The 12462-nt window shown below is 71.1% G+C and carries 12 protein-coding genes; 7 read left to right on the top strand and 5 right to left on the bottom strand.

Annotated elements, in window-relative coordinates; translation table 11 throughout:
• Positions 1–67 precede the first annotated feature (67 nt).
• The 5 genes from CRP49_RS33320 (at position 68) to CRP49_RS33300 (ending at position 5741) form a co-directional block, all read left to right on the top strand.
• A complete protein-coding gene (locus tag CRP49_RS33320; RefSeq protein WP_097256692.1) occupies positions 68–1594 on the top strand; it encodes an alpha-N-arabinofuranosidase in 1527 nt (508 codons plus the stop codon).
• A gap of 12 nt (positions 1595–1606) precedes the next feature.
• On the top strand, positions 1607–2899 hold the full coding sequence (locus tag CRP49_RS33315) for a glycoside hydrolase family 27 protein (protein WP_257033569.1): 1293 nt from the start codon (positions 1607–1609) through the stop codon (positions 2897–2899).
• Between the two features lie 2 nt (positions 2900–2901).
• On the top strand, positions 2902–3909 hold the full coding sequence (locus tag CRP49_RS33310; protein ID WP_097256691.1) for a LacI family DNA-binding transcriptional regulator: 1008 nt from the start codon (positions 2902–2904) through the stop codon (positions 3907–3909).
• Positions 3910–3980: 71 nt separating this feature from the next.
• A complete protein-coding gene (locus tag CRP49_RS33305) occupies positions 3981–4550 on the top strand; it encodes a TetR/AcrR family transcriptional regulator (protein WP_094222125.1) in 570 nt (189 codons plus the stop codon).
• 24 nt (positions 4551–4574) lie between these two features.
• Positions 4575–5741, top strand: coding sequence for a GDSL-type esterase/lipase family protein (locus CRP49_RS33300; protein ID WP_097257674.1), 1167 nt, complete (start codon positions 4575–4577; stop codon positions 5739–5741).
• A gap of 22 nt (positions 5742–5763) precedes the next feature.
• Here CRP49_RS33300 and CRP49_RS33295 read toward each other — a convergent pair whose 3' ends face one another.
• The 3 genes from CRP49_RS33295 to CRP49_RS33285 form a co-directional block, all read right to left on the bottom strand.
• The gene (locus tag CRP49_RS33295) at positions 5764–6435 is read right to left on the bottom strand and encodes a class F sortase (RefSeq protein ID WP_097256690.1); all 672 of its coding nucleotides are present in this window, start codon (positions 6433–6435) and stop codon (positions 5764–5766) included.
• A gap of 118 nt (positions 6436–6553) precedes the next feature.
• Positions 6554–7213 carry a hypothetical protein gene (locus CRP49_RS33290; RefSeq protein ID WP_097256689.1) on the bottom strand — a complete coding sequence of 220 codons (660 nt, stop codon included), beginning with the start codon at positions 7211–7213 and terminating at the stop codon, positions 6554–6556.
• A gap of 212 nt (positions 7214–7425) precedes the next feature.
• Entirely contained in the window at positions 7426–8829 is a 1404-nt protein-coding gene (locus CRP49_RS33285) for a glycoside hydrolase family 43 protein (protein ID WP_097256688.1), read from the bottom strand.
• A gap of 231 nt (positions 8830–9060) precedes the next feature.
• Between CRP49_RS33285 and CRP49_RS33280 the strand changes: the two genes are divergently transcribed.
• Complete coding sequence (locus CRP49_RS33280; RefSeq protein WP_097256687.1) at positions 9061–9936, top strand: hypothetical protein; 876 nt, start codon at positions 9061–9063, stop codon at positions 9934–9936.
• A 41-nt stretch (positions 9937–9977) separates the two neighbouring features.
• Entirely contained in the window at positions 9978–10466 is a 489-nt protein-coding gene (locus CRP49_RS33275) for a hypothetical protein (RefSeq protein ID WP_097256686.1), read from the top strand.
• Here the strand turns inward: CRP49_RS33275 and CRP49_RS33270 are convergent.
• Both CRP49_RS33270 and CRP49_RS33265 read right to left on the bottom strand, forming a co-directional pair.
• On the bottom strand, positions 10403–11611 hold the full coding sequence (locus CRP49_RS33270) for a cytochrome P450 (RefSeq protein ID WP_097256685.1): 1209 nt from the start codon (positions 11609–11611) through the stop codon (positions 10403–10405). The two genes, CRP49_RS33275 and CRP49_RS33270, sit on opposite strands and share 64 nt — an antisense overlap.
• Positions 11608–12318 carry a tRNA-dependent cyclodipeptide synthase gene (locus tag CRP49_RS33265; RefSeq protein WP_257033568.1) on the bottom strand — a complete coding sequence of 237 codons (711 nt, stop codon included), beginning with the start codon at positions 12316–12318 and terminating at the stop codon, positions 11608–11610. The genes CRP49_RS33270 and CRP49_RS33265 overlap by 4 nt, the downstream gene beginning before the upstream one ends.
• Between the last annotated feature and the right edge of the window lie 144 nt (positions 12319–12462).

The following is a 12462-nucleotide window of genomic DNA, read 5'->3' as shown; positions in this document are numbered from 1 at the left end:
TTGACGCGACCGCCCCTGGATGCGAGTTTTTTTATCGATACAAAGGATCTCGGATTGGAGTACCGCCGTGCCCACCGCCACCGCGATCATCAACCTGGACATCGAGGGACCGACGATCAGCCGCCATCTCTACGGCCACTTCGCCGAGCATCTCGGGCGGTGTGTGTACGGCGGCTTCTGGGTCGGCGAGGACTCCCCGGTCCCGAACGAGGGCGGCATCCGGCTCGACGTCGTCGAGGCGTTGCGCGCGCTGAACATCCCCAACCTCCGCTGGCCGGGCGGCTGTTTCGCCGACGAGTACCACTGGCAGGACGGCATCGGCCCGCGTGAGCTGCGGCCCCGGATGGTCAACACGCACTGGGGCAACGTCGAGGAGAACAACCACTTCGGCACCCACGAGTTCATGGCCCTGTGCGAACTGCTGGGCGCGGAGCCGTACATCAGCGGCAACGTGGGCAGCGGAACCGTCCGTGAGATGAGCGAGTGGGTCGAGTACCTGACCCGCGACGGTGACAGCCCGATGGTGCGGCTCAGGAAGGCCAACGGCCGCGAGGAGCCGTGGCGGGTCAGGTTCTGGGGCATCGGCAACGAGACCTGGGGCTGCGGCGGCAACATGCGCGCCGAGTACTCCGCCGACCTGGCCCGCCAGTACGCCACGTACTGCCGTGACCACGGCGACAACAAGCTGTACCGCATCGCCTCGGGCGCCTCCGACGACGACTACAAGTGGACCGAGACGCTGATGCGGCAGATCAGCTGCTTCGGCTGCGAGGCCACCCCGCGCACGTACTTCCAGGGCATCTCCGTCCACTACTACACGCTGGCCGGCCCCTGGGAGGCGAAGGGCAGCGCCACCGCGTTCGACGCCGAGGATCACTACCGCACGATGCTGTCCGCGCGACGCGTGGACCGGATCCTCACCGGCCACTCCACCGTCATGGACGTCTACGACCCCCGGCGCACGGTCGGTCTCGTGCTGGACGAGTGGGGCACCTGGTGGGACGTGGAGCCCGGCACCAACCCCGGCTTCCTGTTCCAGCAGAACACCATGCGGGACGCGCTGGTGGCGAGCACCCACTTCGACGTGTTCCACCGGCACGCGGCGCGCCTGTCCATGGCCAACATCGCCCAGACGGTCAACGTGCTGCAGGCCATGCTCCTCACCGACGGGGACGCGCTGGTGCTGACCCCGACGTACCACGTGTTCGAGATGAACAAGGGCCATCAGGACGCCACTTCGCTCCCGGTTCACCTGCGGACCGGGTCCGCCCGGCGCCGGGTCGGGGACGACGAGCTGGAGACGGTGTCGGCCTCCGCCAGTGTGAAGGACGGCTCGCTGCTGGTCTCGGTGAGCAACCTGGACGCCGAGGAGTCCGCCGAGGTGAGCCTGGACCTGCGCGGCGGCCGCATCGGTGAGCCGTACGCGCGCATCCTGACGGCCGACAAGGTGCAGGCGCACAACACCCCGCAGGCGCCCACGGCCGTGACACCGCGCCCCTTCGAAGACCTGACCGTCACCGACCGGGGACTGTCCCTCACCCTCCCGCCGCACTCGTTCGTCACGGTCCAGGCGCCCGTGACCCTCGCGGACTGAGCGGAGCCGGCCATGGACCGACCGATCCCCGCCCGGCACACGCGCCCCCCGATGGGCTGGAACAGCTGGGACTGCTACGGCACCACGGTCACCGAGGACGAGGTGCTCGCCAACGCCGAGTTCCTGCGGGACCACCTGCTCACGCACGGCTGGGACACCGTGGTGGTGGACATCCAGTGGTACGAGCCGACGGCCCGCGCCCACGGATACAACCCGGACGCCCCGCTGGTCCTCGACGCCCACGGCCGCCAGCTCCCGGCCCCGAACCGGTTCCCGTCCGCCGCCGGCGGGGCCGGTTTCGGCCCGCTCGCCCAGCGGGTGCACGATCTCGGCCTGCGCTTCGGCCTGCACATCATGCGGGGCGTCCCGCGCCGGGCCGTCGCCGCCCGGCTGCCCGTCGCCGGCACCGGCTTCACCGCCGACGAGATCGCCGACACCGGCTCGGTCTGCCCCTGGAACTCCGACAACTACGGCCTGAACCACGACCATCGGGGCGCCCAGGCGTACTACGACTCCCAGGTCGCCCAGTTCGCCCGCTGGGGCGTGGACTTCGTCAAGGCCGACGACATGCTGTTCCCGTACCACGAGCGGGAGATCGCCGCCTACGCCCGGGCGATCGAACGCAGTGGGCGGCCGATCGAGCTGAGCCTCTCCCCCGGCACCGACGTCTCCCTCGCCCGCCTGGACCATCTGCGGGCGAACGCCACCATGTGGCGGGTCTGCGACGACCTGTGGGACCGCTGGGAGGACGTCGAGGCCCAGTTCGCCCGGATGGCCCGGTGGGCTCCCTGGCAGGGCGAAGGCCGCTGGGCGGACGCCGACATGCTGCCCCTGGGCCGGATCGGCATCCGGGCCGAGCGCGGCGAGGACCGGCTGTGCCGCCTGACCCGCCCGGAGCAGATCAGCCTGCTCACCCTGTGGCTGATCTCCCGCTCGCCGCTGATGATGGGCGGCGACCTGCCGACCAGCCCGCCGGAGACCGTCGAACTGCTCACCAACGACGAGGCGTTGGCCGTACTGTGGCACAGCACCGGCAACCGCGAGGTGCTCCGCGAGGGCGACCTCGTCCTGTGGACCGCCGACGACACCGACGGGACCACCCGCTACGCGGCCGTGTTCTCCCTGGCCGACGGCCCCCGCCGGTTGCAGGTGCCGCTGGGCTCGGTCGGCGCGCGCCCCGGGGACCGCGTCCGCGAGGTGTGGACCCGTACCGACACCGCGCACGACGGCCGCCACCTGACCGTCGACCTGCCCGCCCACGGAGCCGCCCTCTATCGTCTTGCGGAGGACACCGGGCGGGAGTGAGCGTGGCGACGATCCAGGACGTGGCGAAGGCGGCCGGGGTGTCGGCGATGACCGTCTCCAACGTCATCAACGACCACCCCCACGTCCGCCCCGCCACCCGGCAGCGCGTCCTGGAGGCGATGGCCCGGCTCGACTACCGCGTCAACGTGGCCGCCCGCAATCTGCGCAAGGGCCGGACCGGAACCATCGGTCTCGCGGTCCCCGAGGTGAACCGCCCGTACTACGGCCGGCTGGCCGCCGCCATCATCACGGCGGCGGACCGGCACGGCCTGCGGGTGAGCATCGAGCAGACCGGCGCCCGGCGGGAGAACGAGCTGGCGGCGCTGTCCCTGTCCCGCAACAGGCTCTACGACGGGCTCATCCTGGCCACCGTCGGCATGGGCCCCGCCGACGTCGACTCCCTCGAGGTCGACCACCCCGTGGTCATCCTGGGCGAGCGGATCTTCGGCGGCCCCGTGGACCACGTCGCGATGCCCAACGTGGCGGCCGCCGCGGCCGCCACCCGGCATCTGATCGAGCGTGGCTGCCGGCGCATCGCCCTCCTGTGCGGGGAACTGCGCGACGAGGTCGACGTGTCGAGCCTGCGCCACGCCGGCTACCGGCAGGCGCTGGAGGCCGCGGGCCTGCCGTTGGATCCGGAGCTGGTGCTGAGCATGCCGTCGCTCACCATGGACGCCGCCGCCCGGCGGGCCCGGGCGCTGGCGGCGGACGGGCCGGCCTTCGACGGCGTGTTCTGTGTGACGGACACCGTGGCGATGGGCGCGCTGCGCGGCCTGGCCGATGCCGGGGTGCGGGTGCCCGGGCAGGTCAAGGTGATCGGCTTCGACAACGTCGACGAGAGCGCGTTCCTCGTTCCCTCGCTGTCCACGGTGGATCCGGACCACGACCTGATGGCCGAGCGGGCGGTCGCCCTGCTGGTCGCGCGGATGGGTCATGAGGGACGTCCGGCGCACCAGGAGGAGTTCGTCAGCCCCTTCTCCCTGGTGATCCGCGAGTCCACGGGATGCTGATCACTCATTTGCCATTTGCCTAAACCCTTTAGGAAGCAGCATAATCGCTTTCGGTAGAAGGGAGGAAGCTCATGGTGCGTGCAGGCCTGTCCACCGAGCGTCTGGTCCGGGCGGGCGCGGAGCTGGCCGACGAGGTCGGCTTCGAGCAGGTGACGGTGTCGGCACTGGCCCGGCGGTTCGACGTCAAGGTCGCGAGCCTCTACTCGCACCTGAAGAACTCCCAGGACCTGAAGACACGGATCGCGCTGCTCGCCCTGGAGGAGCTGGCCGACCGCGCCGCCGACGCGCTCGCCGGCCGGGCCGGCAAGGACGCGCTCAGCGCCTTCGCCGACGTCTACCGCGACTACGCCCGGGAACACCCCGGCCGCTACGAAGCGGCCCGCTTCCGGCTCGACCCGGAGGCCGCCGCCGCGAGCGCCGGTGGCCGGCACGCCCAGATGACCCGGGCGATCCTGCGCGGCTACGACCTGGCCGAGCCCGACCAGACCCATGCGGTCCGACTGCTCGGCAGCGTCTTCCACGGCTACGTCAGCCTGGAGGCGGCCGGCGGATTCAGCCACAGCGCCCCCGACTCGCAGGAGTCCTGGACGCGGATCCTGGACGCCCTCGACTCCCTGCTGCGCAACTGGCCCACCCCCTGACCCCTCGGAACGCAGGCCGACATGATGCACACCACGCCCCTCACCGCCGACCTCATACGCGGCGCCCTCGACCTGGAGCGCACCGAACACGGACTGCTGCCGCACCGGCTTCCGGCCCGGGCCCGGGCCCAGTGCGCCGACCCGCAGCTGCACATGGCCGAGTCCCAGCCGTCGGGCGTACGGCTGGTCTTCCGCACGCGTGCCGGCACCGTCGAACTCGACACGCTGCCGACCAAACGGGTCTACGTCGGCGCCCCGCCACGCCCGGACGGTGTGTACGACCTGCTCGTCGACGGACGCCCGGCCGGCAGCGCGTCCGTCACCGGCGGCAACACCCTGACGATCGACATGGCCGCCGGCACCGCCGAGCAGCGGCCCGGCCCGGTCGGCACCGTGCGCTTCTCCGGCCTGCCCGCCACGGTGAAGGACGTCGAGATCTGGCTGCCGCACAACGAGACCACCGAACTGGTCGCCCTGCGCACCGACGCGCCCGTCGAGCCGGTGCCGGACCGGGGCCGCAGGGTGTGGCTGCACCACGGCAGTTCCATCAGCCACGGCTCCGACGCCGCGAGCCCCACCACCACCTGGCCGGCGCTCGCCGCCTCGCTCGGCGGGGTGGAGCTGATCAACCTCGGCCTGGGCGGCAGCGCCCTCCTCGACCCGTTCACCGCGCGCACGCTGCGCGACACACCGGCCGACCTGATCAGCGTCAAGCTCGGCATCAACCTGGTCAACACGGACCTGATGCGGCTGCGCGCCTTCGGCCCCGCCGTCCACGGCTTCCTCGACACCATCCGCGAGGGCCGGCCCGACACCCCGCTGCTCGTGGTCTCGCCGATCCTGTGCCCCATCCACGAGGACACGCCGGGCCCCTGCGCCCCTGACTTCGGCGCCCTCAGCTCCGGGCTGTTGCGGTTCCGGGCCACCGGCGATCCGTCGGAACGGGCGTACGGCAAGCTCACCCTGGAGGTCATCCGCGACGAGCTGGCCCTGATCGTGCGCCGGCGGGCCACGGAGGACCCGCACCTCTACTACCTCGACGGCCGCGACCTCTACGGGGAGGCCGACAGCGCCGAACTGCCGCTGCCCGACGACCTCCACCCGGACGCCGCCACACACCGCAGGATCGGCGAGCGCTTCGCCGCGCTGGCCTTCGCCCCGGGTGGCCCCTTCGCGGACCGCGCGGTGTGACCCGTACCGGTCCGCCGGGGTGTCACACGAGGTGGGCGAAGACCACCAGGTTGTCGGTGTAGTCCTTCACCGAGTGGTCGTAGTCCCCCGCACAGGTGATCAGCCGGACCTCGGGACGCGCCGTGTCGGCGTACACACGCTTGCTCGGGAAGTCGTCCTTGGCGAAGGTCTCCGTGTCGTCCACGACGAAGTTCGCCTTCCGCCCGTCGGCCCGGTCGACGGAGAACTCGTCGCCGGCCTCCAGCTGGTCGAGGTTGGCGAAGACGGCCGCGGAGGTCACCGTGTCGACGTGTCCGGCGATGATCGACGTGCCCGCCTCGCCGGGCGAGGCGCCCTCGGAGTACCAGCCGACCAGATTGGTGTTGGCCGCAGGCGGGGGCTCCAGCCGGCCGGAAGGGCCGAGGGAGAGGGCGGCGAAGGGGGCGTCCACGGAGATCTTCGGGATGAGGAGCCGGACCGGCACCGAGCGGGGCAGCGACTCGCCCGCCTGCTGGGTGTCGCCCTGGGCGGCGCCGGTCGCGCCGGAGGTACGGGATGCGTCCGGGGTGTTGTTCGCACCGTGATGGCCGCCGAACAGGCTGACCGCGAGGACTGCGATCGCCACGCCCCACAGGGTCAGCCGCCCGCCGAAGCCTGGGTTCGGCTCGTCCGTCTCCGGTTCGGCGGGGGGCGGGGAGGAGGGATCTGCTGCCATCGGACACCACCTCACTAGGGCACGGCAGCACGGGGATCGGGGCTCGGGGCTCGGGGGCGGGCCGCCGGCACGGGGTGCGCCGGCGGCGGCCGCATCCCCTGCGCATGGGGTGGTCCGGTCAGGACGCCGGCCCGTCGGCCTTCTTGCGGCGCAGGGCGTACATGCCGGTGGCGCCTACCGCGAGCACGGCAAGCCCGCCCGCGGTGACACCGGGCGTGGCGAGGGCGCCGCCTCCGGTGTGCATGCCGCCGCGCGGCTTGTCCTGGTCGTCACCGCCGCCCCAGTCGTCCTTGCCGCGCCCGCTGTCCTCGTCTCCCTTATCTCCTTTATCTCCTTTATCTCCCTTGTCGCTGTTGTCACCCTTGTCGCCCTTGCCTCCGTTGCCCTCATCCTTGTCCTTGTAGGACTCGGGGTCGAACCTGCTGTCGTCGCTGTTCGAGCTCCAGTCGTCGTCACCCCGCACCGCGGCGAGGGCACCGCCGCCCGTGTGCATTCCGCCGCGCGGCGAGTCGTGACTGCTGCCCTTGTCGCGATCCGTGCTGTAGTCGTTGTCGTGGCCGCTGTCCGACCCCTTGTCCTGGTCGCGGCCGGAGCCTTTGTCGTGGTCACCGCCGGAATCGCTGTCACGGTCGGAATCGCTGTCGTGGTCCCTGCTGTACGAGGAGTCGTCACGGCCGCCGTCGTCCCCGGCCGGTACGGCGAACGCGGCGCCGGGTGTGGCGAAGGAGAAGGCGGCCGTGGCGGCAGCCGCGGCGAGGAGCATGCGGGCAGAACGCATATCGGGGTCCTTCCGCCGTGGCCGGGCAGCGGATTCGACATCGGCTGAATGAACCCGGCCTCGACATGAACCACCGTCAGTCAGGCGGTTGCCCCGCACCATCCGAGCCGCCCAGCCGTGTCATCGCGCCACCCGTCTGCCCCAGCGACACGCCGGAACACCCCCCGTCCGGGTCAGTCCCCATCACCCGCCGGCACGCCCCCCCGCCGCCGTCAGTAGCCCACGAAGAAGGTGGCGTCCGCCTGGTCCGTGGCCGTGGAGATCGGGTCGATGCGCAGGACGTAGTCCGAATGCCTGATGTAACGGGTGGGGTAGTTGTACGAGCGGAAGGACGTCCAGCCGGCGTCCGCGAGGCCCGCGGTCTTGTAGAAGGTGGCGTCCTGGGCGAACGCGGAGGTTCCGTCGTTCACGTCGAGGCGCAGCTGGTACGCGTAGTGCCGCAGGTAGCGGGTCGGGTAGTTCACCGACTGGAAGGAGACGCCGGCGCTGTCGGCCAGGCCGGGGACGAGTTTCCACTGGGAGTCGGTGTACGGGTCGAAGGGGTAGGCGTCGATACGGCCCACGTAGTCCGAGTGGCGGATGTAGCGGTCGGGGTGGTTGTAGGACTTGATCCGGTTCCAGGCGGGTGCGCCCCACTTGGCCACGAGGTTGGTGTACTCGGTGGTGGTGATGGGCTGGATGGTGCCGTGCTTGGAGTTGACCGGCTGGGTGTAGGTGCGCTGGTCGAGGGCGGACCAGGTGCCCGCGGCCAGGTCGGTGCTCTGCCAGGCGTAGAAGACGCCGTTCGGTGTGTACGTGTCTCCCCACAGCCACCAGGTGGCGGAGGTCTGGGACTTGACGAGGATGGGGGCCTCGGTACCGCCGTGGGCGGCCGGTGTGCTGAAGACCGTGAAGCTCCCGGGGTCCAGCGAGGTGGACTTGGCGCCGACCAGCGCCTGCGCCGAACTGCTCTTGAAGTAGAGATAGTTGACGCCGCCCACGCCCACGGCCAGGTCTCCGTCGATGACGTCGTAGCCGGGATCGAAGAAGACCTGCGGGGCGGAGACGGTCTGGAAGTCGCTGGTGTAGTTCACCATGATCACGTTGTGTCCGCTGGAGTTCACGGACGAGTAGATGATGCCGTACTGGCCGCGGCCCGCGTCCCAGAAGGCCTCCGGCGCCCAGCTGTGGGTGTTCATGTCGTGCAGCTTGAGGCGGCGGTAGTTGGTGAAGGTGCGCAGGTCGGCGGAGTCCCAGACATGGATGTACTGGCTGACGTAGCTCCAGTCGGTGCCCTTGAGGTCGGTGGCGAGGACGACGAAGGCGCCGTTCTGCTTGCGCAGGATGAAGGGGTCGCGCAGCCCGCCGGCACCTTCGGTCGGGGTGACGACGGGGTTGTTCTGGTTGAGCGGCATCCAGCGCAGCGCGTCCGTGCTGACGGCGAGGTGCAGGCCGTAGTCGGTACCGGTGCCGTTCGGTGACTCCGTGAAGTACCCCATGACATAGGCGGAGTCCGCGGCGTGGGCGGGGTGGGCGCCCAGGCCCAGGTCGGTGGCCGCGGCCAGCGGCACGGCCGCGGCCATGCCGAGGAACAGCCGACGTGAGGGCAGGCCCTGGCGGTGGGGGGTTGCGCGCATGTGGTCTCCTGCGATGCTTCAACTGTCGGTATTTCGAACGAAGTTCGGTAAGTCGGTCAGAAAGTAGAGGTGCGGGAGGGGCGCGTCAATGCTTGTGACAGGGATGGGGCTGTGAGGCAGGGGTGCGTCGTACGAGCAACCGGAAGGCGAGCCGTATCCGCTTGTTATGACGGCGGTCATAGCGCAGGCTGGTGCCGACAGTACGGCAGGGCGACGTGGTGGGAGGAAGCAGTGGCGGGCGGGATCGCGCGGAGGATGTGGGAGCGGTACGAGCCGGTGCACGATCTTGTGTACTTCGCGCCCGAGGCGAGGCAGGCTGCGGACCGGCTGGGGATGCGTGGGTTCTGGATGGGGTACTTCGCGCTGCGGGCTGCCCCGCTGGGCGCGGTGTCGCCGTCCGTGGTCACCGGCTCCTTCTACGTCTTCCACCCCTCCCGGGTGGCCCGTGCGCTGCCCGACGCCTGGGTGTACGCGGCTCCGGAGGAGGTGCTGGCGGCCCGGTGGGAGGCGATGGAGGCGGCCATGACCCGGCTGTTCGGGCCGGATGCGGTGGACTCGGCGGAGCTGGCGGAGGCGGCCGATCTCGCGTGGGAGGCGGCGGCCGCGGCGGACATTCCGGGACGGGTACTGGCTGCCGCCAACCAGGCGCTGGAGCGGCCCGAGCGGCCGGCGGTGCGGTTGTGGCAGGCCGTGACGACCCTGCGTGAGCACCGGGGCGACGGGCATGTCGCCGTGCTGGTGGGCCTGGGGCTCGGGCCGGTCGAGGCGATGGTGCTCAAGGCGGCTGCCGGGGAATCGGACGGGCCGTTCCTGCGGGAGACCCGCAAGTGGGAGCCGGAGGACTGGGCGGCAGCCGAGGCGGCCCTGCGGGAGCGCGGCTTCCTCGCCGAGGACGGATCGCTGACCCGCGCGGGCGTCGCCGGGCGCGCGCACATCGAGATGCGGACCGACGAGGCGGCCGAGCGCCCATGGACCGCGCTCGGTACGGAACGCACCGCACGCCTGGCCGAGCTGCTGGAGCCGCTCGCCCACACCGTCGAGCACTCGGGGCTGCTGCCGCCCGGCAATCCGGTGGGGCTGACGCGATCGGAGTCCGCAGGCCGGTGACGGCGGCGTAAGTCGGCGTCCCAGTCCGGGGCGCGGTGGCTGTGGCGTACATCGGCGTCCCCGTCCACGGCGCGGTGACGGTGAGGTACGCCGACATCCCCACCCACGGCGCAGCCACGGCGACGCACACCGACATCCCCGCCCGCGAGCCGGGGACCGTGGCGTACATCGGCGTCCCCGTCCACGGCGCGGTGACGGTGAGGTACGCCGACATCCCCACCCACGGCGCAGCCACGGCGACGCACACCGACATCCCCGCCCGCGAGCCGGGGACCGTGGCGTACATCGGCGTCCCCGTCCACGGCGCGGTGACGGTGAGGTACGCCGACATCCCCACCCACGGCGCAGCCACGGCGACGCACACCGACATCCCCGCCCGCGAGCCGGGGACGGTCGAATACGTCGGCGTCCCCGTCCGGGGTGCCGGACCGGGGACGCCGTACGGGACGTACGGGGAGCCTGTGGGTTACCAGGCCACCGGGAGACGTTCGGGGATTCGCTTCATGAAGCCGGTGCGCCAGACCAACTGACTCGACGGCACGGCGAGCGCGAGGTCCGGCAGGCGGTCGAGCAGGACCTCGAGGGCGATCCGGGCGTGCGCGCGGCCGAGGGCGGTGGCGGGGCAGTAGTGGGCCCCGCTGCCGAAGGACAGGTGGTCGGCGGTGTTGTCGCGGTGGACGTCGAAGCGGTGCGGGTCCGGGAACTTCTCCGGGTCGAGGTTGGCGCCCTCCACCAGGACCAGAACGAGTTCGCCCTGGCGAATGTGCACGTCGCCGAGCCGGACGTCCTCCAGGGCGAGGCGCGGCAGGGCGTCGCCGATGGAGAGGTTCACCCGCAGCAGCTCCTCCACCCCCGGGCCTATCAGGTCGGGGCGCTCCCTGAGGAGGTCCCGGGCTATGGGGTGGGTGAGCAGGTAGACCAGTGCCATGGCGAGGAAGCCCGAGGTCGAGATGGTGCCGGCGCCGAACATGGTGACGCCGACGGTGGCCAGCATCTCGTCGCTCAGGTGGGCGTACTCGGGGTCGTCGCGCAGGGCGGCGAGTTCGCCCATCAGCCCGTGGGTCGCCGGGTCGTCGAGCAGGGCGGCCATCCGGGCGATGTCCCGGTCCCAGTTGATCTTCGCGCCGGTGATCGGGCACGCCGAGTTCATGAAGGCGATGTCGAGGCTGCGCAGGAAGGCCGGGGCCTCGGTCTGCGGGATGCCGAGGATGCGGCAGTGCATGCCCGCCGAGTACGGCTCGCAGAACGCCGCGCGCAGGTCCACCGTCGGCCCTTCGGCCACCATCAGGTCCACCAGGCGGTGGGCCTCCTCGCGCAGCCAGTCCAGCAGGCCGGGGGCCTTGGGGTTGAGCGCCTTCATCACCGCCCGGCGCAGTCCCGCCCCGGTGATGTTGCCCATGTTGTTCACGACCTCGGGCGGGATCGTGAGCGCGTACTGGCGGGGGACGCCGGGCGCGGAGGTGTCCTTGAGGGAGAAGCGGTCGTCCTTCAGGACCTGCTGGCACAGGTCGTAGGAGGAGACCAGCCATGCCTCGTCGCCGGCGATGGTCCGCACGCGCCGTACGGGGGTGGCGGCGCGCAGGTCCTCGACCTCGGCGGGCACGCGAGTGCCGTCCCAGGAGAACGGGAAGTCCAGCAGCGGTGCTTCGGTGCGGATGTCGGGTGCGGTGGTCATGCCGCGACTCCTTCCTGGGCGGCGGGCGTCACGATGGCGTGGCCCTGGTTGCGGGAGGCGCGCAGTCCGGCGCCACGGGAGTACAACAGCTCGGCCATCGGCAGCAGTTGGTGGTAGCAGTTGAGCGAGGAGGGCACTTTGAGGATGGCGGGGGTGTCGAGGAACAGCGGGGCCTCGGCGCACACGTACTCCAGGCACACCTCGCGCTGCCGCTCGCTCGCCTCCTCGCCGCGGCCCGACAGGAAACGGCTCACCAGGGCGTTGCAGACGGCCCGGAAGTCGCCGTCGGAGTGCAGCCGGTGCTGCAGCTGCCGGTGGATCTCCTGGTAGGCGGGGTTGGTGCGGAAGGCCGACATCGGGTGCCAGTCGAGCCGGGTGCCCTCCGGGTCGGCCTCCGTCACCGCGTCGCGGACCTTCGCGCGCACGCCCCGCAGGTTCTTCACCGCCTTGCGGCGGGCCTCGTCGGGTGGATAGCCGGATGCCTCGTACATCTCGGCCACGTACAGGTCGGTGTAGACGAAGTCGACCCTGTCGAAGTGGTCCAGCCCCCAGCGGGCGAGGTCGTGCAGGCGTTGGGCAGAAAAGTAGCTGTTGCCCGGGGACACACCGATCACGGCGTGTGCGCCCTCGCCGAAGATGACTTCGCAGTGGGAGGTGTAGGGCTGAACCTCGAAGACGTCGGCCATCAGCACGGATGCTGTGGTCAAAGGGGAAATCCTCCGCCGCGCGCTAGTCCCTCGAGGGCCCTGTGCCCCTGGTGTGGCGACGCGGCGCCCTCACGCTAGTCGTACGACGTCAACACGGGTAGTTACTGCCTGGGTTTGGCCGAAAACAGTCGTATCAACGGTCGA

This window comes from Streptomyces sp. Ag109_G2-15 (genome assembly GCF_900215565.1).
In the GTDB taxonomy this organism is placed as follows: domain Bacteria; phylum Actinomycetota; class Actinomycetes; order Streptomycetales; family Streptomycetaceae; genus Streptomyces; species Streptomyces diastatochromogenes.
This window is presented reverse-complemented; position numbering and strand designations above follow the sequence as displayed.

Excerpts from the sequence above, each read along its gene's own strand:
- CRP49_RS33285 (WP_097256688.1), bottom strand. The coding sequence starts at position 8,829 with ATGCGCGCAACCCCCCACCGCCAGGGCCTGCCCTCACGTCGGCTGTTC.
- CRP49_RS33295 (WP_097256690.1), bottom strand. The coding sequence starts at position 6,435 with ATGGCAGCAGATCCCTCCTCCCCGCCCCCCGCCGAACCGGAGACGGAC.
- CRP49_RS33270 (WP_097256685.1), bottom strand. The coding sequence starts at position 11,611 with ATGACCACCGCACCCGACATCCGCACCGAAGCACCGCTGCTGGACTTC.
- CRP49_RS33290 (WP_097256689.1), bottom strand. The coding sequence starts at position 7,213 with ATGCGTTCTGCCCGCATGCTCCTCGCCGCGGCTGCCGCCACGGCCGCC.
- CRP49_RS33300 (WP_097257674.1), top strand. The coding sequence starts at position 4,575 with ATGCACACCACGCCCCTCACCGCCGACCTCATACGCGGCGCCCTCGAC.
- CRP49_RS33305 (WP_094222125.1), top strand. The coding sequence starts at position 3,981 with ATGGTGCGTGCAGGCCTGTCCACCGAGCGTCTGGTCCGGGCGGGCGCG.
- CRP49_RS33315 (WP_257033569.1), top strand. The coding sequence starts at position 1,607 with ATGGACCGACCGATCCCCGCCCGGCACACGCGCCCCCCGATGGGCTGG.